Here is a 23,756-nt window from a genome sequence, read left to right as displayed (position 1 = left end):
GGGGCCGGCCCCTGAGTGTCAGGGACCGAAGATAGTTGGGCGGCGTGGGGCATCATGCTCTCTCGCTTGGCTGACCGTCAGTTAAACGGAACGTTGCGAGTGCTGTAGCAATACCCGTGCCTAAAAAAATAGGCTTAGTTTTCAGTCAGTTGAAAAACAGGCGTCAATCATCCGCCTGTTCATCACCTTCCTTGCGGCTCATGCCGTACTTGCGCATCTTCTCCACCAGGGTGGTACGTCGGATGCGCAGGCGCTCGGCGGCACGGGCGACGATACCGTTGGCGTCGTCGAGTGCCTGCTGGATCAGGCCTTGTTCGAGGCTGCCGAGGTAGTCCTTCAAGTCCAGGCCTTCCGGCGGCAGCATGGCGGTGGAGCCGAAGTCCGGCGTGTGGCCGTTGATGGCCACGCGCTCTTCCAGGTCGCTGCGCAGGCTGTCCACCAATTGCTCGTCTTCGTCGTCGACGTAGCGGAATTTCTTCGGCAACTCGACCACGCCGATCACCCCGTACGGGTGCATGATCGCCATGCGCTCCACCAGGTTGGCCAACTCGCGGACGTTGCCCGGCCAGCCGTGGCGACACAGGGACATGATCGCCGCCGAGTTGAAGCGAATCGAACCACGCTTTTCGTGTTCCATGCGCGAGATCAGCTCGTTCATCAGCAACGGGATGTCTTCGACGCGCTCGCGCAGGGGCGCCATTTCGATCGGGAATACGTTGAGGCGGTAGTACAGGTCTTCGCGGAAGCTGCCGACCTCGATCATGCTTTCGAGGTTCTTGTGGGTGGCCGCGATGATGCGTACGTCGACGCTCTGGGTCTTGTTGCTGCCCACGCGCTCGAAGGTGCGCTCCTGCAATACCCGCAGCAGCTTGACCTGCATCGGCAGCGGCATGTCGCCGATTTCGTCGAGGAACAGGGTGCCGCCGTTGGCCAGTTCAAAACGCCCGGCACGGCTGGTGATCGCCCCGGTAAAGGCGCCCTTCTCGTGGCCGAACAGTTCGCTTTCCAGCAGTTCTGCCGGGATCGCCCCGCAGTTGACCGGCACGAACGGCCCGTCACGACGCTTGGAATGGTAGTGCAGGTTGCGTGCGACCACTTCCTTGCCGGTGCCCGACTCGCCAAGGATCAGCACACTGGCGTCGGTGTCGGCCACTTGCTGCATCATCTGGCGCACATGCTGGATCGCACGACTGGTGCCGACGAGGCTGCGGAACAGGTTGGGTTCGCGGTGACGGCCGCGCTCGCGGGCCTGGTCGTACATCTCGCGGTAGACCTGGGCACGGTGCAGGGAGTCGAGCAATTTGCTGTAGCTGGGGGGCATTTCGAGGGTGGAAAGCACGCGGCGGCGCTGGTCTTCCGGAAGGTCCACGGAAGAAATATCGCCCATCAGCAACACCGGAAGGAACTCATCCCAGGTCGACAGTGTCTTTAACAAGCCCAGCACTGCACCAGGAGCGTTTACCGTCCCGATCAGCACACAAATGACTTCGCGGCTCGACGACAAAGAGCTGACCGCCTGCTGCCAGTCGTGGCTACCGCAGGGTAGATTTTCTTCGCCAAGAAAATTCAGGATCACCGCCAGATCGCGGCGCCGAACGCTATCGTCATCGATCAGCAGAATTTTGGTTTCACGCCACATGCAATAGCAACTTCCCTAGTAAAACTCTAATGCCCTCGAGTTGGGGCAATCTAGATTGCTGTAGGCATTTTCTGCGCTACGGCTTTCTGACGTCTGAAAATAGCACTAGTTAAGTCAAAAAATCGTGCACAGTCAAATTTATGACGCGCGGTGTTCGGATTAACTGAGCCTTCAGCCGAACATATGGTAAACCTTTGACGCATGTTTAGCTCGGTTGAACTGCGACATCTCTTCGAAAATAGCCTGTCGCTCCCCTGTCGTCGCCTCAAGCAACTGCTGGTAGACCGAAAGCAAGTCTTCCAGTTTTGCCCGAATGGCTGCCTCATCCGCCGATTCCTCGTTGAGCGCAGCATCGATCAACGCGCGGCAGCCCAAATCCAGTTCGCCGATCGCACCCCAGTTGCGTTCAGCCAACGCCTCGGACAGCGCCTCACGGGTCTCGTCGATTTTTTGCAATGCTTGGCTCATGACATCGTCCTCAGGCCTTACGGCCTACTGTACCTCTGTGGCAATACCGTCCCAGCCTTCCTTGAGCGTAATCATCAGACCTGCGACCTCATCGATCATCGCAGCGTCATTCTGACGGTTGGCTTCCAGCAGGCGCATGGTCATGAAGGCATACAGGTTATCCAACTGCTGCAGTGCAATCGGGTCCGGGGTCTTCTCGGGGTTCAGGCCGTCACGCAACCCGACGAGGATGTCCACCGCCTTGCCCAGCATCAACCCCTTCTGCGCGATATCACCGCGAGCCATCGCACCCTTGGCCTGCGCCATACGATCCAGTGCGCCTTCCATCAGCAACTGCACCAGGCGGTGCGGGCTGGCTTCGGAGATCTGGGCGTGGGTGTTGACCTTCTGGTATTGGCGAAGGGCTCTCATGGGATTCATGTTTCTACCTCGTGACAGGCGACAGCTAAAAGGGTGGACGCTGATTATTATGTCGACGGTGTTACACAAAACTTTAGCCCGCCTGGCGCTTTGACTCAGCGCCTTCGGCGGGCTTTATCCATCCGCCAATCAGGTGGACTTCGGATTGTTCAGCGAGTTGAGGGTGGTCATGACGCTGTCGCCCTGAGCCTTGAGCTGCGCAACCAGGGAGTCCATGGCGTTGTATTTCAGGGTCAGGGAGGCCGTCAGAGCATCAGAACGCGTGTTCAGGGCGGTCTGCTGGTTGGTCAAATCCCTGAGGTTATCCTGCAGCGTCGAGGACTTTTCGGCGAACACCCCGGTCTTGCTCAGCGCAAAGTTGGCGGTGGCATTCGTCAGGCTTGCCAACAGTCCGCTGGGCCCGGTGAAGATGCTGTTGATGTCGGAGCCATTAGTGAGGACCGCCTTGTCAAACGCCACATCACTGACGCTCAGGGTGCCCGCTGTCTGGTCCGTGGTCACGCCAAACTGCGCCAGGGATGCAAACGAGCCGCTACCGGTCACCGAGTTCATCACGTTGCGGATCGACGCCATCATGCTGCGCACCGAACTGTCCCCGGTCAACGGGCCTGGCGTGACGGAACCGTCGGCATTGGTGGTGACCTGAGTCTCGGCATTCACAGCCTTGACCAACGCACTGTAGGTATCTGTGAAGCCCTTGACTGCCGACTTCAGGGTTGCGCTGTTCGCAGACACTTTGATCGTCGAAGGGGCATCGGTCCCCGAAACCCCCGTCAAGGTAATGCTCACACCACTGATTGCGTCGGGCAGGGTATTACTCTTGGACTCTTGAGGGCTGCCATCAAGGTTATATATGGCGTTCTGCGGCGCCGAGCCCACAACCGTCGCACCCGTATCCAGGCCCGAGGAACCCTTGAAGGTGATGTCGCTACCGACACCGGTCGTCGACGATGTGACCACCAACCGCGAACCGTTGGAGTCAGTCAGGATGTTGGCACTCAAGCCCGCGTTGCCGTACTGCGAGTTGAGCGAATCGCGCACCTGCTGCAGGGTTCCGCCCGGTGGCACACTGACGCTGTAATTCTTGCCGGACTGGGAGACCGTAAACACCGTCGCCGAGACCCCGGAATTGACAACGGCCGTCGGCCCGCCAGGAATTACTGCCGTGGAGACCTTTGACGCCGTGGCCAATTGGGTGACACCCAGCGTAAAGTTGCCGGCGGCGGCACCTGGGCCCAACGTGACCGTCGCGAGCTTGTCGTTCGACAGCGTCGAACTCAAGCCGCTGAAGTTAACAGTCTTGGTCATGGTGTCCAACGCGCCCCGGAACGCGTCCAGAGCCGCCTGGATCTTGCCGATCGAAGTCAGTTGCGCAGTGGATGTTTTGGTCTGGCTGTCGATCTGCGCTTGCTTGGGTGCGGTTTGCGACCCCACCAACGACTTAACAAGACCTTGAACGTCGATGCCCGTACCCGGGCCGTTGACCGTTAGACCTGCTACGACTGTCATCGTCTTTCTCCTAATCCGGGGCTGATGCTTTATTGACGAATCACGCTCTAGGCAGTTTTCGCAACAAAGTTCATGCCAGTTTAGACCTTGGCGTCAAACAGCAAGCTGCTGGCGTCATGAAGGCTCTGGGCGAGTTTCAGGGCCAATTCCGAAGGAATCTGGCGAATGACCTCACCGCTTTCGGTCGCAATGACCTTGACCACAACCTGGTGGGTGGAGTCATCAATGGAAAAATCCAGTTTGCGCTGGGCAGCCTGGATGAATTCGTTTATGTCGTTGACCGCTTTTTTCAAGTCGGTGTGGCTCGATGGCTGCTGGGCATCTTTCGCGCCAGCAACGGCGTCCACCTTGGGCTTCTGCGGATCGGCACTGACAGGAGCAGGTGCATTCTGTGGCGCTGCCGCAGGGTAAGACAGGTTCAGTTTGACGCTCATGTCCATGACCAATCACCTCATTAGACAAAAGACAAAAGGGCACGTAAACGCGCCCTTCCGTCAGTTACCAAGCGCCGTTATTACTGAAGCAGCTTCAGTACAGCGGATGGCAGTTGGTTCGCCTGGGACAGGATCGCAGTCGAAGCCTGTTGCAGGGTTTGTTGCTTGGTCAGCTGAGCGGTTTCAGCAGCGAAGTCAACGTCCTGGATCACGCCACGGGCAGAAGTGGAGTTGTCCGAGATGCTCTGCAGGTTGGCGATGGTGTTGTCGAAACGGTTTTGTACAGCACCGAGGTCAGCACGCTGGGAGTCGATGGTGGACAGTGCCTGGGTCAGCACGTCAACAGCGCTCTGTGCGTTGGCAGCGGTGGTCACGTCGGTGTTGCTGACAACAACTTTCGCCGAGTTGACAGCGTTGACGCCAGTTGCACCGAACAAGCCAGCAACACCACCACCGGTACCAGTCAGCGAGTAGCTGGAGCTGGAGTTCAACGAGATAGCGCCGGTAGCAATCAGCGGACCTGCGACCAGAGGGGTTGCGGTGGCGTTAAACTTGCCGTCGCCGCCTTTGGTAGCGATGCTCATCAGCTGACCGCCGGCGTCAGCGTTATTAAAGGTGAAGTTCTCACCCGAGTCGGATTTGATCGACAGAGAGCCGGTCGACTGGTCGAAGTTAACGCTGATGCCCAGCTTGGCAGCGTTGGAGTTCAGTTGGTCGGCCAGGTCAGCAGCGCTGGTGATACCGGTGAACGAAACAGTAGTGGCGCTAGGACCGCTACCGACTGTCAGGTCGAACTTACCGTTTGGAGTAGCAGCCGGGAAGCTGGCAGGTACAGTGAACTTAAGTTCAGTGCTGGCGGAGGCCTGCAGGCCGCCGACTGCGCCGTTCAGTTGGGCAGCGATATCCTTGGCCGAAGCACCATCTGCGATGGCCAGCGAAGCAGAGGTCTGGCCGCCACCGGTCACACTGATGGTACCGGCTGCAATACCGGTAGCCGTAGGTGTTTGGGCAGAAGACAGCAGCTGCTGCGAACCAATGTTGTTAGCCGCTACGTTGCCCAGGCTCATGTTGATGGTCTGGTTGGCGTTGGCGCCCACTTGGAAAGCGGTAGTACCGAAAGAACCGTCCAGCAGGTTACGACCACCGAAAGTGGTGGTAGAAGCGATACGGGTCAATTCAGAAGTCAGAGCCGCGTACTGAGCCTGGTTCGACTTACGGTCGTCAGCGCTGAGGGAGCCGTTAGCGGACGACAGAGCCAGGGAACGCATGGTCTGCAGGATGTTGGTGGATTGCTGCATCGCGCCTTCAGCAGTTTGCGCGATGGAGTTACCGTCACCGGCGTTCTTGATGGCAACGCCCAGGCCGTTGATCTGGCTGGTCAGACGACCAGCGATTTGCAGGCCGGCCGCATCGTCTTTGGCGCTGTTGATACGCAGGCCGGAGGACAGGCGCTGCATGGAAGTTTGCAGGGCGCTGGAAGCCTTGTTCAGGTTGTTCTGAACGGTCAACGAAGCAAGGTTGGTGTTTACTGTTAATGCCATGACGAAATCCTCGTGGGTGGTGTACTGCGGCTTCCGGCCCTGGCAACCGCCGGGTGTGGCCTAGAGAACCTTCGTAATAGTTATCGTCGTGAAAGCAGGTTGCTTGAGGACTTTTTTGATTTTTTTTACTGGCGCCGTGCCACCCCTTTTAATTCAAGCATTTACGATAGCCCAAACCCCAGCAATTGTTGGCTTTCTGGCGCCAAATAAAAAACGCCCATAATCTTTCGATCATGGGCGTTTTTTTGTGCAGCGCCTTTAAGTCGTCAAGGGCGGTGCAAAATCGCCGAGCCCCAGGACAGCCCCACACCAAAACCACTGATGGCGACGCGCTTCCAGGTGGAGTCGAGCATGTGCTTTTCCAGCAGCAGCGGAATGCTCGAGGACACGGTGTTGCCGGTCTCGACCATGTCCTTGATGAACTTGTCCACCGGCGCGTCTTCGAAACGCCGGGCCACGGCGTCGACAATCGCCGCACTGCCCTGGTGGATGCAGAACGCATCGATCTCGTCAGCCTTGAGGTCCGATTCGTTGAGCAGCTCGTGCAAATGCGCCGGCACCTTGAGCAAGGCGAAGTTGAACACCTGGCGGCCGTTCATGAAGAACACGCCATCGCTGACCTTCAAGTGCGGCGCACCGGAGCCGTCAGTGCCGAACTTGGACTTGCCCAACTGCCACGGCGCGTCTTCACCCATCCAGGTGGCGGTAGCGGCATCGCCGAACAGCATGGTGGTGTTGCGGTCTTCCGGGTCGACGATCTTCGAGTACGGATCGGCGGTCACCAGCAGGCCGTTCTTCAGGCCGGTGGCTTCCATGAAGCCCTTCATCGCATAGATGCCGTAGACGTAGCCCGAGCAGCCCAGGGAAATATCGAAGGCCGCCACGTGCGTCGGCAGGCCCAGCTTGTCCTGGACGATGGCGGCGGTGTGAGGCAAGCCCTCTTCGTCACCATTCTGGGTAACGACGATCAGCGCATCGATGGACTCGCGCTTCAAATCGGGGTTGTTGGCAAACAAGGCGTTGACCGCCTCGACGCACAGATCGGAGGTTTCCTGCGCGGCATCCTTGCGCGGCAGGAACGCCGAACCGATCTTGCCAATGATGAATTCTTCATCCTTGGCGAATTTGGCACCCTGGGCGTAGTTATCAATCCCGTCTGCCGGCACGTAACTGGCGATGCTTTTTATGCCAATCATTGTGGCTTCCCAATACTAAATAGCTGGAGAACACCCCGCGAGACACGTCGCCGGGTGCTGACAATAATGGGGATGACCCCGCAAAAAACTCGCCGAAAACCGCCTTTGTACCCTGGCGGCAGGCCCTCGCAGAGACCTGGCGACGACCTATCCTTTTCACACGATACAGTGAAGATGCGCTTTATGACTCACAGGTCACTCAATTTTCTGCGCTTTGTGCGAAACACGGGGACATACAAACGCCAAAAACCACAACGGCCCACCCCGTTTCCAGGGTGAGCCGCCGGTTTGCAGCCGCGGACATCACATTTTGTTGAACAGGCTCAACTGAGAGATTTTCACAAAGGCCAACTGAGAGGCCTGCAGCATGGTTTGCTGAAGCTGCAGGTTGATCGCCGCCTGACCCATGTCGACGTTGCCCAAGGAACTCATGGTGTTGGTATTGGCAGTCCCCAGGCTGGTGTTTTCATCCGTTTGAAGATCCAGGGCATTCTGGCGAGCACCGATGGAGCCGCGCACCTGGTCAATCTGTGAACTGGCGTTGTTGAGGTTGCCGATGGTTTTGGCCACCACATCCTTGAGGTTGTTCTGCGCGACCAGGTTGCCGTCAGCCGGCGTTTCCAGGGCTTTGCGCAATTGGCTCAACGTGTCCAGGGCGTTTTCGTTCTTGTTGCTGACGGCGCTGACCGCAAACTGGTCGCCCGCCCCTGGCGCACCACTGATGTCGAACGTCACGCCGGCCGCGTTGATCGAGGTGGCACCGGCAGCCATGGTGCCGGTCGCGATGGTCTTGCTGTTCGGACTGTAGGGCTGCGCATACACCTCATACGTGGTGCCGCTGGTGAATTTGATCACCGCACCGGTATCAGGGAAGGTGCTGGCGTAGGCCGCCTGATCCGTCACCTGGCCACCGGTCACTTGTGCAGTCGACGCGTTGCCTGGGGAACGCGAAGCACTGAAGGTGTCCGGCTTGGATTGCAGGGTGAACGCCTTGCCCGCCACCAGTGCGTCGGAGTCAGCGCCGGGCGCAACGTCCGCGCCGAGCGTCAGGCTGATATCGAACTTGACGCCGCGCAGGTTGACGCTGGATGCGCCCTCTTTGGTCGCGTCGAAAGTGCCGTTGCCGGGAATCTCCGAGGTAACGTCGTTGCCGTCCTTGTCGGTCACGGAATACTGCGTGCTGCTGCTGAAGGTCAGCTTGTAGGGCTGGCCGTCGGTAAAACTCTTGGTGTAGGTGACACCGGAGGTCACCGTGCCCGCCGATACCGCGACCTTGCCGTCATTGACCGCAGGCGGCAACAACGTAGCCTGGGTGCGACCGGTGTTGGTCGAACTTTCCATCATCGACTTACCGGTGTCGCCCCCCGCCATCGACAGATTGTCCGAGATCTGCAAGCTCAGCGGCGTCTCGTCACCCTGATACGTGTAGGTGCCGTCGTTATTGCGGATGTAAGGCGGCGTGTCGGTTTTCGACCCGGAAAACATGTAGTTGCCGTTGGCATCCTTGGAGTTGAGCAAGCCCAGCACCTGGTCCTCAAGCGCGCCCACTTCGCTGGCGATGGATTTACGATCGTCATCGCTCAGGGACTGGTTGGCCGCACGCAGCGCCAGTTCATTACCGCGCTGCAAGGCGGTGTTGATGCTCTTTAACACCGATTCTTCGTTGGTCAGCGAGTTCTGCAGGGTGTTGATGTTGCCGTTGAACTGGCCAAGCATGTCTTTCTGTTGCTGCAATTGCAGCAAGCGCGCGGCGGCGACCGGGTCATCGGAGGCGGTTTGCACCCGGATACCGCTGCTCGCCTGGTCCTGGGCTTTCACCACACCGGAATAGTTCGTCTGGTACTTGCTGGCGCTGGTGTCGAAATACTGCTGTGTAGAAATACGCATCGTCCCAGACTCCTTTAAAGGGCATTAATCAGTGTGCTGAAAGTTTCTTGCGCAGCCTTGATGATCTGCGACGACGCGGTGTAGTACTGCTGGAACTTGATCATGTCACCCGCCTCTTCATCCAGGTTGACCTGGGACACCGAGTTGCTGGCCGCCTTGTTCGCTGCCAACAGCGCACCCGTCGCGGTGGAGTCGGTAGCGGCCTGGCTGGCTTTTGAGCCCACCTGCGATACGAGTCGGGCGTTGGCGCTGACCAGGCTCACACCCGGGCTGCCGTCGCTGGCGCCCACGGTGGCCTTGGTCTGCAAGTCCAGCAATTGCTGGGCGTTGCGGTTGTCGGAGGTGCCCGAAGCGTTGAACGAGAAAGTCGTGCTGTCACCATTGGCAGGCGAGCCGCCGACCGTGGTGTCGAAGTTGAAGCTTTTGCCCGGGATCAACGCACCGGAGGCATCGCGCATCGGTACGTTGATGCTGATCTTGTTGCCCTGGCCCGGGATGATGGTGCCACTGCCGATCGGATTGCCTTGCGCGTCGCTCACCGTATACGACTGGGTGCCGTCGGCGGCCGGCTTGCCAAAGAGCATTTTTACCGGCATGGAGTTTTCGATGCCGGCGCGCAACTGGGCGGTATCAGCGCCGCCATGAATATCCAGCGGCACAGTCAGCTGAGGCGGTGTGAACGTACCGGTGCCGGTGTTGGTCTTGCTCGCGTTCCCCGCCAAGGGGCCCGCGAAGGCGAGCTTGTTGACGTCCTTCAGGTCGACACCGATGCCCGTGGCCCCGTTGGCCGTGGGGCTGACCTTGAAGCTGTCACCGGCAGCCATGGGCCCTTTGCCGTCCAGCGCCAGGGTAAAGCCATCAATCACCGGCGGCGGCGTGGTGGTGGTGTCGAACGAACCCATGGCCTTGCCGTCGGAGCGGACGACGTTGTACTGGTTACCACTGGTAAACGTGACTTTGTAGTCGTAGGTCGTCAGCTGGCTGCTGTCCTTGATCGTGACATTCAGGTTGCCAGACCCCGCGCTGTTGCCGGCGGCCCCTTGGCTGCGCTGGGAAATCGCCGCCGCGCTGTTGATATCGGTGAACAGCGACGAACCGAATTCGCCGTTGAGGTCCAGGCCCTGGCCCAACTGGTTGTTGATCGTGTCTGCCGTGGCAATCGCGATGCGCCCCAGATCATTGATGGCCGGCATCAGCACGTCACTGCGATAGCGCAGCAAGCCACCGATACTGCCGCCGGTGACCACATTGCCAAGGTCAATGGACGAGTCGCCCATCGAGAGCTGGATGGTGTACTGGCTATTGTCGGTGCTACTCGGTACCGCAGAGATATTATTGGATATCCCGCCTTCCACCAGCGACTGCCCCGTACCGGTCGTAATACTGAACTGTCCGTTTTTTTCCGTGGCCGTAACGCCGATCAGCTCGTTGAGCGAGCGCACCGCTTCGTCACGCGAGTCCAGCAGGTTGGCCGGCGCACTGCTGGAAGTCCCCTGGGCCTGGGCAATCTGCTTGTTGAGCGAGGCGATCGAGGACGTCAGCTTGTTGACCTGATCCGTCATGGTGCTCAACTGACTGTTGATCGTTTGTTTCTGCTGGTTCAACTGGCCGGAAATGGAGTTGAAGCGGTTGCTCAGGGTCTGGGCGCTGGTCAGCAGCAATTGGCGCGCGGACACGTCGCCCGGGGTGGCAGAAGCCGTCTGCGCCGCCGCGAAAAAGGCACTGAGCACCGAAGACATGCCGGTGTTGGAATCCGACAAGGTCTTGTCGATGGCACTGGCCTGGTCCAGGTAGGCGTTGGCATCGCTGTCGAGTGCCGTGCTGTTCTGGTAAGCCGTGGTGAGGAACTGGTTGTACACCCGACGCACGTCCGCCAGGGTCGTACCGGTGCCGATAAATACGCCGCCGTAGGCGTTCGACGCATTCGCGGTCTGAGCGCTCTGTTGACGCGAGTATCCCGGGGTGTTGACGTTGGCGATGTTGTTACTTAAGACCGACAACGATCCCTGGGCGGCATTGAGCCCCGACATCCCGATATTGAGCAAACTCATGATTCAGACCTTATAAATGAGTGGAAGCGCCCGCGGCAGCGTAGTTCTGGTAGCTGTTCATCGTTTTTGCGATCTGCGAAATCTTGCTGGCGTAATCCGGGTCGGTTGCATATCCGGCTTTTTGCAACTCGCGCACAAACTGTTCCGGGTTGTCGGCTGATTTCACAACTTCTTTATAGCGATCATTGCTTTGCAGCAACGTGACCAGGTCATGGAAGCTGTCCTGGTAGGAATTGTAGGAACGGAACTGCGCCGTCTCCTTGACCATCGCGCCATCGCGAAACTCGCTGGTGATCGCCCGGGCCTGTTCGCCCTGCCAACTCTGGCCGGCCTTGATACCGAACAGGTTGTGGCTGCTGGTGCCATCCTCGGCACGCATCACCGATTTACCCCAACCGGTTTCCAGGGCGGCCTGGGCCACCAGGTAGCGTGGATCGACGCCAATCCTCGCAGCGGCCTGCTTGGCCATCGGCAACATGGTGGCGACAAATTCATCCTGCGAGCTGAAGGCTTTCTTCGCCGGTGCCAGCGGTGGCTGGGCTACGGCGCGGCCGTAAACCTGCATCTGCCCGCGAGGCGGTATGGCGGCAAGGCTGCGGGCGGTGCTGTTGACCACGCCATCATCGGCAGCGCTGTTACGCAGCGGCGCGGCCTTGGCGGCAGTGGTAGCCTCGGCACCCGGCACGATGCCGGCCAGCAGGCGATCCGTCAGCTTGCTCGGCAACGAGATGCGTCGCTGGTTCATCAGCGCCATGTCGTTGGCGTGGGAGTTGGTGCCTTCAGGCACCGCCACGCGGTACGCCCACAATGGCCGCTGACCATTGCTGCGGCCCAGCGGGCCATCGGCCTTGGTACCGGCGGCAATTTCAGTCGGCACATCCACCTTCTTCGCGGGCGCAGCCGGGCCTTGCAGGGTGGCCGCCTGGGCGTCCACCGGTTTGTTCTTCTGCATCTGGCGCAGCAGCACGTCCGCCAGGCCGATACCACCGCCCTCGCGAGACAGGGAAACCGCCAACTGCTGGTCGTACATTTCCTGGTACTGCTTGGCCGCCGGGGTATTCAGCGGGTTGTCCTTGCCCAGGGCTTCGGTGGCCGAACGCATGGACTTGAGCATCTCGCCGAGAAACAGCGACTCGAATTCCTGCGCGACCTTGCGCATGTTGCCGTCGCTGTTCTTGTCGCCGACCTTCAACTGGTTAAGCCGGTTGAGGTCGGAATAGGAACCCGAATCCGCCGTGCTGGTCAGGCCGCTCTTGCGCATGTCCATGGCCATGGCGTCAGATCACGATCAGGTCGGCTTGCAAGGCGCCGGCCTGTTTCAATGCTTCGAGGATCGCCATCAAGTCGCCGGGCGCTGCGCCCACCTGGTTCACCGCACGGACAATCTCGTCCAGGGTGGTGCCGGGGCCGAACTTGAACATCGGCTTGGCTTCTTGCTGGGCATTCACCCGCGAACGGGGGACCACGGCAGTCTGGCCGTTGGACAACGGGCCAGGCTGGCTGACGATCGGGTCTTCGGTGATGGTCACGGTCAGGCTGCCGTGGGTCACGGCCGCTGGCGAAACCTTGACGTTCTGGCCGATCACGATGGTGCCGGTCCGCGAGTTGATGATGACTTTCGCCACCGCCTGGCCCGGGTCAACCTCAAGGTTTTCCAGCAGAGACAGGTAGTCCACACGCTGGCTTGGGTCCAGCGGTGCCGTCACACGAACCGAGCCGCCATCGATGGCCTGGGCCACGCCCGGGCCGAGCAGCTCATTGATCTTGTCGACCACGCGCTTGGCGGTGGTGAAGTCAGAGCGGTTGAGGTTCAGGGTCAGGCTGTTGCCCTGGTTAAAGCCGCTGGGCACGGTGCGCTCCACCGAGGCACCACCGGGAATCCGCCCGGCCGACGGCACGTTGACGGTGATCTTCGAACCGTCGCGGCCTTCGGCATCAAAGCCACCCACCACCAGGTTGCCCTGGGCAATGGCGTAGACGTTGCCGTCGATACCTTTGAGCGGCGTCATCAGCAAGGTGCCGCCGCGCAGGCTTTTCGAGTTACCCATGGACGAGACGGTGATATCGACCACCTGCCCCGGCTTGGCGAACGGCGGCAAGTCAGCGCTGATGGACACCGCCGCGACGTTCTTCAACTGCACGTTGCCCGAGCCCGGCGGTACCTTGATGCCGAACTGCGAAAGCATGTTGTTGAAGGTCTGCAGGGTGAACGGGGTCTGGGTGGTCTGGTCACCGGTGCCGTTAAGCCCCACCACCAGGCCGTAGCCGATCAGCTGGTTGGACCGCACGCCGGAAATGCTCGCGATGTCTTTCAAGCGCTCGGCCTGGGCGCCTGCGCTCAGGGCCAGCAGCAACATCGCAGCCATCAGCTGTTTGAAGTTCAAAGTGATCACCTAGAAAGGGAACAGCGGGCTAAGGAAGAAACGGTCAAACCAGCCCGGCTGACTGGCGTCAGCAAACGAACCCGTACCCGAGTAGGTGATGCGTGCATCGGCAATCCGTGTCGACGGCACGGTGTTGTCGGTGGAGATATCGTCGGCGCGAACCATGCCCGCAATGCGCACCAGTTCGTCACCGGTGTTGAGGGTCATCCACTTCTCGCCGCGTACGGCAATGATGCCGTTGGGCAGCACGTCGGCCACGGTCACGGTGATCGAGCCGGTCAGGCTGTTGCCCTGCCCTGCCGCACTCTTGCCGTTGGTGGCGCGGTCGCCGCTGTAGCCGGCGTCCAGGCTCAGGTCACCGCTGCCCAGCGGGTTGTTGGTGTTCGGTACACCGCCAAACAATGAAGTCAGGCCGATGCTGGTCTTGCTGGTCTTGCCGATCTGCGAGTTGGCGTTCTTGCTCGCCTGGGTCTTCTCGTTCAGCGTGATGGTGATGATGTCACCGACCCGGAAGGCCTTGCGGTCGCTGTACAGGTTCTGTTCGAACCCGGCCTGGTAGATCGAGCCATTGTTGGCGGCCGCCGGCAACGGCGTGCGCGGCAACACCGGCGCATAGTACGGGTCATTGGGCTTAGGCGTCGGGGCGACACAGCCCGCGAGCACAGCAATCCCACTCAATGCCAGAACAGAAACATAGCGATTCATGACCCATACCTCACGGTGTTGCAGGCGCCTTCAAGGGCGCCCCATAGACTTGATTACAGATTCTGCGTTACGAACGAAAGCATCTGGTCGGCGGTGGAAATCACCTTGGAGTTCATCTCGTAGGCGCGCTGAGTGGTGATCATGTTGACCATCTCTTCAACGGTGCTGACGTTGGACGTTTCCAGGGTGCTTTGCAGGGTGGTACCAAAACCGTTGAGGCCTGGGGTGCCGATTTGCGGCGCGCCGCTGGACGCGGTTTCCAGGAACAGGTTGTTACCGATCGCCTGCAGGCCGGCCGGGTTGATGAAGTCGGCGGTTTGCAGGTTGCCGATCACCTGGGACGCCGGGTTGCCGGCCACGGTGATCGACACGGTGCCGTCGTTGCCGACGGTGAAGGTCTGGGCGTTGTTCGGCACGACAATCGCCGGCTCCAGCGCGAAGCCATTGGCGGTCACGACCTGGCCGTTGGAGTCCAGGTGGAACGTACCGTCACGGGTGTAGGTGGTGGTGCCGTCCGGCTGCAGGATCTGGAAGAAACCCTTGCCGTTGACTGCCAGGTCCAGCGGTTGGCCGGTCTGCTGCAGGTTACCGGCGCTGAAGTTCTTCTGGGTGCCAACGATTGCCACACCGGTACCCAGTTGCAGGCCCGACGGCAATTCGCTGTCCTGGGTCGACTGGGCGCCAGGCTGCTTCTTGATCTGATAGAGCAAGTCCTGGAACTCGGCGCGGTCACGTTTGAAACCCGTGGTCGACACGTTGGCCAGGTTGTTGGAAATGGTGGTCAGGTTGGTGTCCTGGGCGGACAGGCCTGTCTTGGCAACGTATAGAGCCGGAAGCATGTTCTTCTCCTTCGTGCGCCTGTTTTATGGCGCCGCGCTACAAAAATTAGTGTGTGGCTGCTATCAGCTCATCGCCAGGACGCGGGTCATGGCCTGGTCGTCTTCTTTGGCGCTGTTCATCATCTTGATGTGCAATTCGAACTGCTTGGACAGGGCCAGGACTGCCGTCATTTCTTCGACGGCGTTCACGTTGCTCGCCTGCAGGAAGCCCGACGTCAGCTTGACGTTGGCATCGGCCTGGGCCGGCTGGCCATCCTTGGTGTGGATGGTGCCGTCGAGGCCCTTGGTCATGTTCTTGAGGTCGGGCTGCACCAGCTTGATCCGGTCCACTTCAGCCATCACCCGCGGGCCTTCGCCCATGGCGCGGATGCTGATGGTGCCGTCCTGGCCGACTTCGATCTGCTGCTGGGGCGGCACGGCAATCGGGCCGCCGTTGCCCATGATCGGCATACCGTTGCCGGCCCGCAGCACGCCCAGCGCATCGACGTTCATGCTGGCGCTGCGCACGTAGGATTCGCCGCCATCCGGGTTTTGCACGGCCATCCAGCCGTCACCGCTGACGGCCACATCGAGGTCACGGCCGGTTTCAATCATCGCGCCAGGGGAAAAGTCCGTGCCTGGGCGCTCGGTCAAGGCAAAGGCCCGCGCCGGAAAGCTGTCACCGAACACAGGCATCGAGCGCGCCTGTTCCAGGTCACGCTGGAAACCATTGGTGGAAACGTTCGCCAAGTTGTTGGCGTGGGCCTTCTGCGCCAGTGCATTCTGGCTGGCGCCGGTCATTGCCACGTAAAGGTACTTATCCACGCTCTTTCCTCTTTCTGACGGACGCTTGCCGCCCACCGCTGTACTGATGAGGCTTAAGCAATTTGCGAACCAACTTTTTGAAATGAGGAAAAGTCCAGGCGGGGCGGGGGTTTGCCGGCAGGTGGCAGCTGAGGGCAGTAGGAAGAGAGTCGAAAAAACGGCGGACTTATGCCGCTAACGGCAAGTACAGGTATCAAGACCGACAAAGACCCCATGTGGGAGCGGGCTTGCTCGCGAATGCGGTGTGACAGTCACCCTATGTATCGACTGACCTACCGCATTCGCGAGCAAGCCCGCTCCCACAGGTTTAACCGCGTTCGGCTTTGACGACTTCGTAGTCCCGCAACTTGTTGGCAATCGTGGTGTGGGACACGCCCAGCCGCTTGCCCAACAGCCGGCTGCTGGGATGTTCGGCATACAACTGCGCCAGCACGGCCTTTTCAAAGCGCCCGACGATCTCCTCCAACCCGCCTTCCAGGGAAAAATCCCCCAGCGGCTGGCGCACGCCATAGTCCGGCAGGCGAATGTGCTCGGCCTTGACGGTGCCGCCCTCACACAGCGAAACCGCCTGGAACAGCACGTTCTCCAACTGCCGCACATTCCCCGGCCAGTGGTAATGGCTGAGGCGCTCCATCGCCGCCGGTGCGAGCTTGGGCAGCGGGCAGCCGATCTGCCGGCTGGCCTGATCCAGGAAGTGCTCCACCAGCGGCGGCAAACCGTCGAGGCACTCGCGTAGCGGCGGGATATGCAGCGAGAGCACATTGAGACGATGGTAAAGGTCCTGGCGGAATTCGCCCCGGGCGCACAGTTCGGAAAGGTCCACCTGGGTCGCGCAGATCACCCGCACATCCAGGTACACCTCTTCATCACTGCCTACACGGCGAAAGCAGCCGTCCTGCAGAAAGCGCAGCAACTTCACCTGCAACCGCGCGCTCATTTCGCCGACGCCGTCGAGAAACAACGTACCGCCCGCCGTCAGCTCCAGCAGTCCCAACTTGCCCTCCGCCCTCGCCCCTTCAAAGGCGCCGGGACCATAGCCGAACAACTCGGTCTCGGCCATGGACTCGGGCAAACCGGCGCAGTTGAGCGCCATCAACGGCGACTGGCCGCGTGGGCTGGCCAGGTGACAAGCGCGGGCCAGCAACTCTTTGCCGGTGCCGGTTTCGCCTTCTATTAATAGAGGCGCATCCAACGGCGCCATGCGCCGAGCCTCACGCACCACGGCGGCCATGACCCTGGAGCTTTGGAAAATGCTGTCGAAGCCGCGCAGTTCCTGCTTGCGCACATTGTAGATACGCTCACCCACCCGGTCGGCGCGGTGCAGGGTCAGTACGGCGCCGGCCATGGCTTCGCTGTCGTCATGCTCGGAGGATTGCAGCGGCGCAATATCGGCCAGGAATACATCGCCCTTGACCTTGACCCGCAGGCCGTTGATTCGCGATTTGCTGGCCCGTACCAGTTCCGGCAAATCGAAATCTTCGGCGTAGCGCGACAACGGAATGCCCGGCACCTCATCCACCCGTACTCCGAGCAACTGCGCCGCCGCGCGGTTGGCCGCGACGATGGAGCCGCCCATGTCGATGGACAGCACCGGAAACTCCAGCGCCCCCAGCAGCGCGTTGAGCTCCATATGCCGACGCTCGCTGGGCATCAGCCCTACCCGCTTGACGCCAAATACCCCGGCAATCGCCTCGAACTGCGGGCGCAATGCCTGGAACTGCAGGTTCACCAGGTTCGGGCAATAGAGGTAAATGGCGTTGCCGTGCTCGCCACCGACCTCGCCCTTGGCAACGTTCACGCCGTACTCCACCAGCAGGTTGAGGATGTCCCGCAGGATGCCGATGCGGTTCTGGCAATGCACTTTGATACGCATGAGAAGGCCCGAAGAGGTGGAGTCGCTGCGTCTTTTTGCCGCCGGCCGCAGATAATCGTCAAGATTATGTGACAGCTGCATGGCGATTCACACCCAAAATACGCCACAGGGAGAACGAATTGCCTCAACCGTAACGAAAACTTTACGAATCTCAGTAACTTTTCCTACAAAAGCATGGCGCAGGAGGATGGCTTCCTGGCCCAGGCGGCGTATCAATAGGCTCATCCCAGGACATAACAAGAACGAATGCCTAGCAGGAGAGCAGTATGAAGCAGACGCAGTACGTGGCCCGCGAGCCCGACGCGAACGGTTTTATCGACTACCCGCCCGAAGAACACGCGGTGTGGAACACCCTGATCACGCGCCAACTGAAAGTGATCGAGGGCCGCGCCTGCCAGGAATACCTGGACGGCATCGACAAGCTCGGCCTGCCCCACGACCGCATTCCACAGCTGGCGGAAGTCAACAAAGTGCTGGCCGAGACCACGGGCTGGCAAGTCGCCCGGGTGCCGGCGCTGATCCCCTTCCAGACTTTTTTCGAATTGCTCGCCAACAAGCAGTTTCCGGTGGCGACGTTTATTCGTACCCGTGAAGAGCTGGATTACCTGCAGGAACCGGACATTTTTCACGAGATCTTCGGCCATTGCCCACTGCTGACCAACCCCTGGTTCGCGGAATTCACCCACACCTACGGCAAGCTCGGCCTGGCCGCCACCAAGGAACAGCGCGTGTACCTGGCGCGCCTGTACTGGATGACCATCGAGTTCGGCCTGGTGGACACGCCCGAAGGCCGGCGCATCTACGGTGGCGGCATCCTGTCTTCGCCCAAGGAGACCGTGTACTGCCTCTCGGACGTGCCCGAGCATCAAGCCTTCGACCCGCTCGAAGCGATGCGCACGCCGTATCGCATCGACATTCTGCAACCCGTGTACTTCGCCCTGCCCAACCTCAAGCGCCTGTTCGAAGTGGCGCAGGAAGACATCATGGGTATGGTCGAACGCGGGATGCAGCTGGGGCTGCACGCACCGAAGTTCCCGCCCAAGCCAAAAGCTGCTTGAACTGCGGCTTTTAGGGCCAGGTGAGTCTGTTCCCTGGCCCCGCGTTGCTTTAGGGTGACGCTACTGACGACCGTTTCCAAATACTCGATTTCAGGAATACCCACATGACCACGTTGAACCAAGCCCACTGCGAAGCCTGCCGCGCCGACGCCCCGCAAGTCAGCGACGAAGAGTTGCCGGTGCTGATCAAGCAGATCCCCGACTGGAACATCGAAGTACGCGATGGCGTGATGCAGCTGGAAAAGGTCTTCCTGTTCAAGAATTTCAAATTCGCCCTGGCCTTCACCAACGCCGTGGGCGTGATCTCCGAAGCTGAAGGCCATCACCCGGGCCTGCTCACCGAGTGGGGCAAAGTCACCGTGACCTGGTGGAGCCACTCCATCAAGGGCCTGCACCGCAACGACTTCATCATGGCCGCGCGCACCGACGAAGTGGCCAAGGATGCCGAGGGCCGCAAGTAATGCATTTCGACGCAATTGGCCGGGTGCCCGGAGACCCGATCCTCGGGCTGATGGAGTTGTACGCCCAGGATCCAAACCCGAACAAGTTCGACCTCGGCGTGGGCGTGTACAAGGACGACCAGGGCCTGACGCCGATCCCCCATTCGGTAAAACTGGCCGAGCAGCGCCTGGTGGAACAACAAACCACCAAGACCTACATCGGCGGCCATGGCAATGCCGCGTTCGGCACGCTGATCAGTGAGTTGGTGCTGGGCGCTGGTTCGCCGCTGCTGAGTGAACGCCGCGCCGGCGCCACCCAGACGCCTGGCGGCACCGGCGCGCTGCGCCTGAGCACCGACTTTATCGCCCACAGCCTGCCCGGCCGTGGCGTATGGCTGAGCAACCCGACCTGGCCGATCCACGAAACCATCTTCGCCAAGGCCGGGCTCAAGGTCAGCCATTACCCGTACGTGGGCAGCGACAATCGTCTGGACGTAGCGGCAATGCTGGCCACCCTGTCGACGGTGCCTGAGGGCGATGTGGTGCTGCTGCACGCCTGCTGCCACAACCCGACCGGTTTCGACCTGTCCCACGATGACTGGCGCCAGGTGCTGAAGATCGTCCAGGAACGTCAGTTGCTGCCGCTGATCGACTTTGCGTATCAGGGTTTTGGCGATGGCCTGGAACAGGATGCATGGGCCGTGCGGCTGTTCGCGGCTGAGCTGCCCGAAGTGCTGATCACCAGTTCCTGCTCGAAGAACTTCGGCTTGTACAGCGACCGTGTCGGCGCGTTGATTGTGTGCGCGGCGGACGCCGAGAAACTGACGGATGTGCGCAGCCAGCTGGCGTTTATTGCGCGTAACTTGTGGTCGACGCCGCCGGACCATGGTGCTGCTGTGGTGGCGACGATTCTCGGTGACGCCGGGCTGAAAAAGCAGTGGGCCGAGGAAGTGGAAGCGATGCGGGCGCGGATTGCGCAGCTGCGTTCCGGGCTGGTGGAGGCGTTGGCGCCCCATGGGTTGTCGGAGCGGTTTGCGCACATCGCGGCGCAACGCGGGATGTTTTCCTATACCGGGTTGAGTGCGGAACAGGTGAAGCAACTGCGGGACAAGCACAGCGTGTATATGGTCAATTCCGGGCGTGCGAACGTGGCGGGGATTGATGCGACGCGGTTGACGTTGTTGGCAGAAGCGATCGCGGATGTTTCCCACACCTGACTGAAGAAACCGGCTCCAAATGTGGGAGCGGGCTTGCTCGCGAAGGCGGTGGGTCAGTCGAATTATCTGGTGACTGACACTCCGCATTCGCGAGCAAGCCCGCTCCCACATTTAGACTGAGTGAGTCTGTGAGTCTGTGGGTTTGAGGCTTAGCCCGCGACCATCTCGGCCTTTAGCTGTGCCTCTTTCGCCTGGGCATCCGCCAATCGATACAGCTCGATATGCCCGTCCCAGTGCTCGATCAGCGCCGTGCACGACTCCACCCAATCCCCGCAATTGAGGTAGTCCACCTCGCCCACCTTGCGAATCTCCGCATGGTGGATGTGCCCGCACACCACGCCGTGCAATTCGCGCTTGGTCACTTCATGGGCGATCGCTTCTTCAAAATCACTGATAAAGCTCACCGCCGTCTTGACCTTGTGCTTGAGGTACGCCGACAACGACCAATAGCCGTAGCCATAGCGCGCCCGCCAGTGGTTCAGCCAGCGGTTGAGCGTGAGGGTGAATTCGTAGGCCGAATCGCCGAGGAACGCCAGCCAGCGGTGATACCGGGTGATCACGTCGAACTGGTCGCCATGGATCACCAGCAAATGCCGGCCATCGGCAGTCACGTGCACCGCTTCGTCCACCAACTGGATATTGCCAAGGATCAGCTTCGAATAACGCCGCAGGAATTCATCGTGGTTGCCGGTGACGTAGATCACCTCGGTGCCGCGCTTGCTCATGGTCAGCAGGCGGCGGATCACGTTGGTGTGGGCCTGGGGCCAATACATGCCGCTGCGCAGCTTCCAGCCGTCGATGATGTCGCCCACCAGGTAGACCTTGTCGGCGTGGTAGCCCTTGAGGAAATGCGAGAGGTGTTCGGCCTGGCAATCCCGAGTGCCCAAATGCACGTCGGAAATCCACAGGGTACGCACGCGTTGCTTGCGGCTGGGTTTGGCGAGTTCGGCGCTGGTCATGGGCATGCCTCACGGTGTTTTCGCGAGCTTGCGCCCATGGGATTAATAGCCCATGACAGTGTTGCGTCAGTCTGATGACAGCGCCCACAGGCGGCGAAGCGATGTAAACTGCGGGCCTGCCCAGGAGACTGCGATGAGACCCAACCTCACGCTACGCCACTACCCCGATGCGCCTATCGCCCATAGCCACGACCATGCACAGCTGGTGTTTGGCCTGTCCGGGCACCTGGACTTCGAGGTGGATGGCCGGGGCGGCCAGGTTCAGCACAGCAGTGTGATGGTGCTGCCCTACTCCGCCCATCACGCATGCCGCAGTCGCGATGGCAGCCGCTGCCTGGTGCTGGACGTGCCCGATGAGCAATGGCTGGCGCAGTCCCTGGGCGAGCATGCCGACGCCAGCCGCCGCTTGCTCGACCGGTGCGCACACCTGACCCTCGACAATCGCCAAAGCCAACTGGTGCAGTGGTTGGCAAGCAGCCCGGTGGACGATCCGCTGATCGCCCAGCAAGGCGCCATATTGCTGCTGGCCAGCCTCAACCTTGCGCAGCCGCCGGAGGGCAAGCGCCTGCCCTATGCCGCGTTCGATGCGCATATCCAGCGGCACGCCGCGCACCCACTGCAAGTGGCGGACCTGGCGAAGCTCGCCGACCTGTCCGTCGCCCGCCTGCATGCACGATTTATCGCGGAAAGCGGGCAGACGCCGATGGACTACATACGCACCCGGCGCTTGCAGATGGCCCGCGGCCTGCTGCGCGACAGCCAGCTGCCGATCGGCGAGATTGCCGCGCGGGTGGGCTATGGTTCGCAAAGTGCATTTGCTGCGGCGATGTTGCGCGAGTTTGGCCTCTCGCCCCGAGCCTTCAGACGAGCACCGCCCGGTGTGGGAGCTGGCTTGCCTGCGATAGCATCACCGCGCGCTATCTGAACGACCGAGTTGCCTGCATCGCAGGCAAGCCAGCTCCCACAGGGATCTTCACCAAGCAAGAGTCCTGCAACAAAAGCCGCGAGCCCAACGACAGACGCGAATGCCTGCAACCCTCTAGACTGCGATCCTGTAAACCCGTCGTTTAAGGATCGCAATGACTCCCCGCACAGCCCTCGGCGCCCTGCATATCGGCGCATTGATGTTTGGCCTCACTGGTGTGTTCGGCAAACTGGCGGCCGCTTCGCCGGCGATTATCGTGTTCGGCCGCGCCGCGTTCGCGGTCATTGCCCTGGCGATCTTTGCGCGCTTTGCCAGCAACACGCCCTGGCAGAAGCTGCAAGCCCGCGACTGGCGCCGCCTGCTGGTCAGCGGCCTGCTGCTGGCCGGGCATTGGGTGAGTTTCTTTATTGCGGTAAAGGTCGCCGGTGTGGCCATCGCCACCTTGGGCTTCGCCACCTTCCCGGCGTTCACGGTGATTCTCGAAGGCTTGATTTTCCGCGAGCGGATTCGCGCCAACGAGATCCTGCTGGTGGTGCTGGTGAGCATCGGCCTGGTGCTGGTCACGCCGGATTTCAATCTCGCCAGCCAGGCCACCAGCGGCTTGTTGTGGGCGGTCGGCTCCGGGTTGTTGTTCTCGCTGCTGTCGCTGAACAACCGCGCCAGTGGGCGCATCCCGCCGGTACAGGCCGCCTTGTGCCAGAACGTGGTGGTAGCGCTGTGCCTGTTGCCCGTCGCCGCGCCCGGGCTGGCCGAAGTGCGACCACTGGACTGGCTGTGGATCGGCCTGCTCGGGGTGTTCTGCACCGGCCTGGCCCATAGCCTGTTTGTCGCCAGCCTCGCGGTGCTCAAGGCGCGCACGGCGGCGGTGGTGTTTGCCATGGAGCCGGTGTACGGCATCACCGCGGCCTGGCTGCTGTTTGCTGAAACACCAACCCTGCGCATGCTGATGGGCGGCGCGCTGATCATCGTGGCCATCGTGGTGTCCGGGCTGATGGGCAGCGCCAAACCGGCCAAGCAGCCGGCCACCACGGCCGAGGTTCACTGAGTACGGTCGTTATGCCCCAGGTCCCGTTGCGGGTCGATCTGGTCACGTACCCGTTGCTTGAGCACCTTGGCTTCCGGGAAGCCGCCGTCCGCTTTGCGCTCCCAGATCTGCACGCCATCGCAAGTGATGCGAAACGCACCGCCAGTGGCCGGCTCAAGGGCCACTTTGCCGAGGTCATCGGCGAACGTGCTCAGCAGTTCCTGGGCCAGCCAGGCGGCGCGCAGCAGCCACTGACACTGGGTGCAATAGGTGATGACAATCTCGGGCTTGGCCGCTGACATGAATTGACTGGCTCCTGCTTGGCGGGTTGAAAGGATCGAGTGGCTATAATACCGGCCTTTATCGTCCTGCCTTGAGATTGA

22 protein-coding genes are annotated in these 23,756 nt (G+C 60.7%); 5 read left to right on the top strand and 17 right to left on the bottom strand.

Features of this window, described 5'->3' with window-relative positions; translation table 11 throughout:
• Positions 1–163: 163 nt before the first annotated feature.
• The 15 genes from HX869_RS01585 to HX869_RS01515 all read right to left on the bottom strand — a co-directional run bounded on the left by HX869_RS01585 (position 164) and on the right by HX869_RS01515 (position 17,750).
• Complete coding sequence (locus tag HX869_RS01585; RefSeq protein ID WP_003214588.1) at positions 164–1,639, bottom strand: sigma-54 dependent transcriptional regulator; 1,476 nt, start codon at positions 1,637–1,639, stop codon at positions 164–166.
• 171 nt (positions 1,640–1,810) lie between these two features.
• Positions 1,811–2,107 (bottom strand): hypothetical protein, encoded by a 297-nt coding sequence (locus HX869_RS01580; RefSeq protein ID WP_003214590.1) that lies wholly within the window; start codon positions 2,105–2,107, stop codon positions 1,811–1,813.
• Between the two features lie 24 nt (positions 2,108–2,131).
• Positions 2,132–2,527: a flagellar export chaperone FliS gene (gene fliS / locus HX869_RS01575; protein WP_003214591.1), complete on the bottom strand. Its 396-nt coding sequence runs from the start codon at positions 2,525–2,527 to the stop codon at positions 2,132–2,134.
• Between the two features lie 129 nt (positions 2,528–2,656).
• The gene (fliD, locus tag HX869_RS01570) at positions 2,657–4,036 is read right to left on the bottom strand and encodes a flagellar filament capping protein FliD (protein WP_178902664.1); all 1,380 of its coding nucleotides are present in this window, start codon (positions 4,034–4,036) and stop codon (positions 2,657–2,659) included.
• Between the two features lie 80 nt (positions 4,037–4,116).
• Positions 4,117–4,476 carry a flagellar protein FlaG gene (locus HX869_RS01565; protein ID WP_102369676.1) on the bottom strand — a complete coding sequence of 120 codons (360 nt, stop codon included), beginning with the start codon at positions 4,474–4,476 and terminating at the stop codon, positions 4,117–4,119.
• 74 nt (positions 4,477–4,550) lie between these two features.
• Positions 4,551–6,011 carry a flagellin gene (locus HX869_RS01560; protein ID WP_177022173.1) on the bottom strand — a complete coding sequence of 487 codons (1,461 nt, stop codon included), beginning with the start codon at positions 6,009–6,011 and terminating at the stop codon, positions 4,551–4,553.
• 266 nt (positions 6,012–6,277) lie between these two features.
• The gene (locus tag HX869_RS01555; protein ID WP_003214601.1) at positions 6,278–7,207 is read right to left on the bottom strand and encodes a ketoacyl-ACP synthase III; all 930 of its coding nucleotides are present in this window, start codon (positions 7,205–7,207) and stop codon (positions 6,278–6,280) included.
• 303 nt (positions 7,208–7,510) lie between these two features.
• Positions 7,511–9,094, bottom strand: coding sequence for a flagellar hook-associated protein 3 (locus tag HX869_RS01550; protein ID WP_003214602.1), 1,584 nt, complete (start codon positions 9,092–9,094; stop codon positions 7,511–7,513).
• Positions 9,095–9,108: 14 nt separating this feature from the next.
• Complete coding sequence (flgK, locus tag HX869_RS01545) at positions 9,109–11,145, bottom strand: flagellar hook-associated protein FlgK (protein WP_102604682.1); 2,037 nt, start codon at positions 11,143–11,145, stop codon at positions 9,109–9,111.
• 10 nt (positions 11,146–11,155) lie between these two features.
• Positions 11,156–12,418: a flagellar assembly peptidoglycan hydrolase FlgJ gene (flgJ, locus tag HX869_RS01540; protein ID WP_102604681.1), complete on the bottom strand. Its 1,263-nt coding sequence runs from the start codon at positions 12,416–12,418 to the stop codon at positions 11,156–11,158.
• A gap of 4 nt (positions 12,419–12,422) precedes the next feature.
• Positions 12,423–13,511 (bottom strand): flagellar basal body P-ring protein FlgI, encoded by a 1,089-nt coding sequence (locus tag HX869_RS01535; protein WP_032899355.1) that lies wholly within the window; start codon positions 13,509–13,511, stop codon positions 12,423–12,425.
• 27 nt (positions 13,512–13,538) lie between these two features.
• Positions 13,539–14,234: a flagellar basal body L-ring protein FlgH gene (flgH, locus tag HX869_RS01530; RefSeq protein WP_003214607.1), complete on the bottom strand. Its 696-nt coding sequence runs from the start codon at positions 14,232–14,234 to the stop codon at positions 13,539–13,541.
• Between the two features lie 53 nt (positions 14,235–14,287).
• Complete coding sequence (gene flgG, locus HX869_RS01525) at positions 14,288–15,073, bottom strand: flagellar basal-body rod protein FlgG (RefSeq protein WP_003214609.1); 786 nt, start codon at positions 15,071–15,073, stop codon at positions 14,288–14,290.
• Between the two features lie 63 nt (positions 15,074–15,136).
• The gene (locus HX869_RS01520) at positions 15,137–15,877 is read right to left on the bottom strand and encodes a flagellar basal body rod protein FlgF (protein ID WP_003214611.1); all 741 of its coding nucleotides are present in this window, start codon (positions 15,875–15,877) and stop codon (positions 15,137–15,139) included.
• A 307-nt stretch (positions 15,878–16,184) separates the two neighbouring features.
• Positions 16,185–17,750 carry a sigma-54-dependent phenylalanine hydroxylase transcriptional regulator PhhR gene (locus HX869_RS01515; RefSeq protein ID WP_003214613.1) on the bottom strand — a complete coding sequence of 522 codons (1,566 nt, stop codon included), beginning with the start codon at positions 17,748–17,750 and terminating at the stop codon, positions 16,185–16,187.
• Positions 17,751–18,016: 266 nt separating this feature from the next.
• On the opposite strand from HX869_RS01515, the gene phhA reads away from it, so the two are divergent.
• From phhA to HX869_RS01500, 3 genes are all read left to right on the top strand, one after another.
• Positions 18,017–18,808 (top strand): phenylalanine 4-monooxygenase, encoded by a 792-nt coding sequence (gene phhA, locus HX869_RS01510; RefSeq protein ID WP_003214615.1) that lies wholly within the window; start codon positions 18,017–18,019, stop codon positions 18,806–18,808.
• A gap of 104 nt (positions 18,809–18,912) precedes the next feature.
• Positions 18,913–19,269: a 4a-hydroxytetrahydrobiopterin dehydratase gene (locus HX869_RS01505; protein ID WP_003214616.1), complete on the top strand. Its 357-nt coding sequence runs from the start codon at positions 18,913–18,915 to the stop codon at positions 19,267–19,269.
• Entirely contained in the window at positions 19,269–20,465 is a 1,197-nt protein-coding gene (locus tag HX869_RS01500; RefSeq protein WP_178902663.1) for an amino acid aminotransferase, read from the top strand. Before HX869_RS01505 ends, HX869_RS01500 begins: the two co-directional genes overlap by 1 nt.
• A 149-nt stretch (positions 20,466–20,614) precedes the next feature.
• Here the strand turns inward: HX869_RS01500 and HX869_RS01495 are convergent, their stop codons facing one another.
• Entirely contained in the window at positions 20,615–21,424 is an 810-nt protein-coding gene (locus tag HX869_RS01495; protein ID WP_003214618.1) for a UDP-2,3-diacylglucosamine diphosphatase, read from the bottom strand.
• A 133-nt stretch (positions 21,425–21,557) separates the two neighbouring features.
• Here HX869_RS01495 and HX869_RS01490 point away from each other — a divergent pair, with 133 nt between their 5' ends.
• Positions 21,558–22,349, top strand: coding sequence for an AraC family transcriptional regulator (locus HX869_RS01490; RefSeq protein ID WP_178902662.1), 792 nt, complete (start codon positions 21,558–21,560; stop codon positions 22,347–22,349).
• A 154-nt stretch (positions 22,350–22,503) separates the two neighbouring features.
• Complete coding sequence (locus HX869_RS01485) at positions 22,504–23,394, top strand: DMT family transporter (protein WP_178902661.1); 891 nt, start codon at positions 22,504–22,506, stop codon at positions 23,392–23,394.
• Here the strand turns inward: HX869_RS01485 and HX869_RS01480 are convergent.
• Positions 23,388–23,675: a SelT/SelW/SelH family protein gene (locus tag HX869_RS01480; protein WP_003214624.1), complete on the bottom strand. Its 288-nt coding sequence runs from the start codon at positions 23,673–23,675 to the stop codon at positions 23,388–23,390. The two genes, HX869_RS01485 and HX869_RS01480, sit on opposite strands and share 7 nt — an antisense overlap.
• Between the last annotated feature and the right edge of the window lie 81 nt (positions 23,676–23,756).

Source organism: Pseudomonas sp. P7779 (genome assembly GCF_013386315.1).
GTDB lineage: Bacteria > Pseudomonadota > Gammaproteobacteria > Pseudomonadales > Pseudomonadaceae > Aquipseudomonas.
This window is presented reverse-complemented; position numbering and strand designations above follow the sequence as displayed.

Bases quoted from the DNA above. Each gene is read 5' to 3' on its own strand.
- HX869_RS01565 (WP_102369676.1), bottom strand. From the start codon at position 4,476: ATGGACATGAGCGTCAAACTGAACCTGTCTTACCCTGCGGCAGCGCCA.
- flgG (WP_003214609.1), bottom strand. From the start codon at position 15,073: ATGCTTCCGGCTCTATACGTTGCCAAGACAGGCCTGTCCGCCCAGGAC.
- HX869_RS01580 (WP_003214590.1), bottom strand. From the start codon at position 2,107: ATGAGCCAAGCATTGCAAAAAATCGACGAGACCCGTGAGGCGCTGTCC.
- flgJ (WP_102604681.1), bottom strand. From the start codon at position 12,418: ATGGCCATGGACATGCGCAAGAGCGGCCTGACCAGCACGGCGGATTCG.
- phhA (WP_003214615.1), top strand. From the start codon at position 18,017: ATGAAGCAGACGCAGTACGTGGCCCGCGAGCCCGACGCGAACGGTTTT.
- HX869_RS01485 (WP_178902661.1), top strand. From the start codon at position 22,504: ATGACTCCCCGCACAGCCCTCGGCGCCCTGCATATCGGCGCATTGATG.
- flgK (WP_102604682.1), bottom strand. From the start codon at position 11,145: ATGAGTTTGCTCAATATCGGGATGTCGGGGCTCAATGCCGCCCAGGGA.
- HX869_RS01560 (WP_177022173.1), bottom strand. From the start codon at position 6,011: ATGGCATTAACAGTAAACACCAACCTTGCTTCGTTGACCGTTCAGAAC.
- HX869_RS01480 (WP_003214624.1), bottom strand. From the start codon at position 23,675: ATGTCAGCGGCCAAGCCCGAGATTGTCATCACCTATTGCACCCAGTGT.
- HX869_RS01500 (WP_178902663.1), top strand. From the start codon at position 19,269: ATGCATTTCGACGCAATTGGCCGGGTGCCCGGAGACCCGATCCTCGGG.
- fliD (WP_178902664.1), bottom strand. From the start codon at position 4,036: ATGACAGTCGTAGCAGGTCTAACGGTCAACGGCCCGGGTACGGGCATC.
- HX869_RS01495 (WP_003214618.1), bottom strand. From the start codon at position 21,424: ATGACCAGCGCCGAACTCGCCAAACCCAGCCGCAAGCAACGCGTGCGT.
- HX869_RS01490 (WP_178902662.1), top strand. From the start codon at position 21,558: ATGAGACCCAACCTCACGCTACGCCACTACCCCGATGCGCCTATCGCC.
- flgH (WP_003214607.1), bottom strand. From the start codon at position 14,234: ATGAATCGCTATGTTTCTGTTCTGGCATTGAGTGGGATTGCTGTGCTC.
- HX869_RS01585 (WP_003214588.1), bottom strand. From the start codon at position 1,639: ATGTGGCGTGAAACCAAAATTCTGCTGATCGATGACGATAGCGTTCGG.
- HX869_RS01515 (WP_003214613.1), bottom strand. From the start codon at position 17,750: ATGCGTATCAAAGTGCATTGCCAGAACCGCATCGGCATCCTGCGGGAC.
- fliS (WP_003214591.1), bottom strand. From the start codon at position 2,527: ATGAATCCCATGAGAGCCCTTCGCCAATACCAGAAGGTCAACACCCAC.
- HX869_RS01555 (WP_003214601.1), bottom strand. From the start codon at position 7,207: ATGATTGGCATAAAAAGCATCGCCAGTTACGTGCCGGCAGACGGGATT.
- HX869_RS01550 (WP_003214602.1), bottom strand. From the start codon at position 9,094: ATGCGTATTTCTACACAGCAGTATTTCGACACCAGCGCCAGCAAGTAC.
- HX869_RS01505 (WP_003214616.1), top strand. From the start codon at position 18,913: ATGACCACGTTGAACCAAGCCCACTGCGAAGCCTGCCGCGCCGACGCC.
- HX869_RS01535 (WP_032899355.1), bottom strand. From the start codon at position 13,511: ATGGCTGCGATGTTGCTGCTGGCCCTGAGCGCAGGCGCCCAGGCCGAG.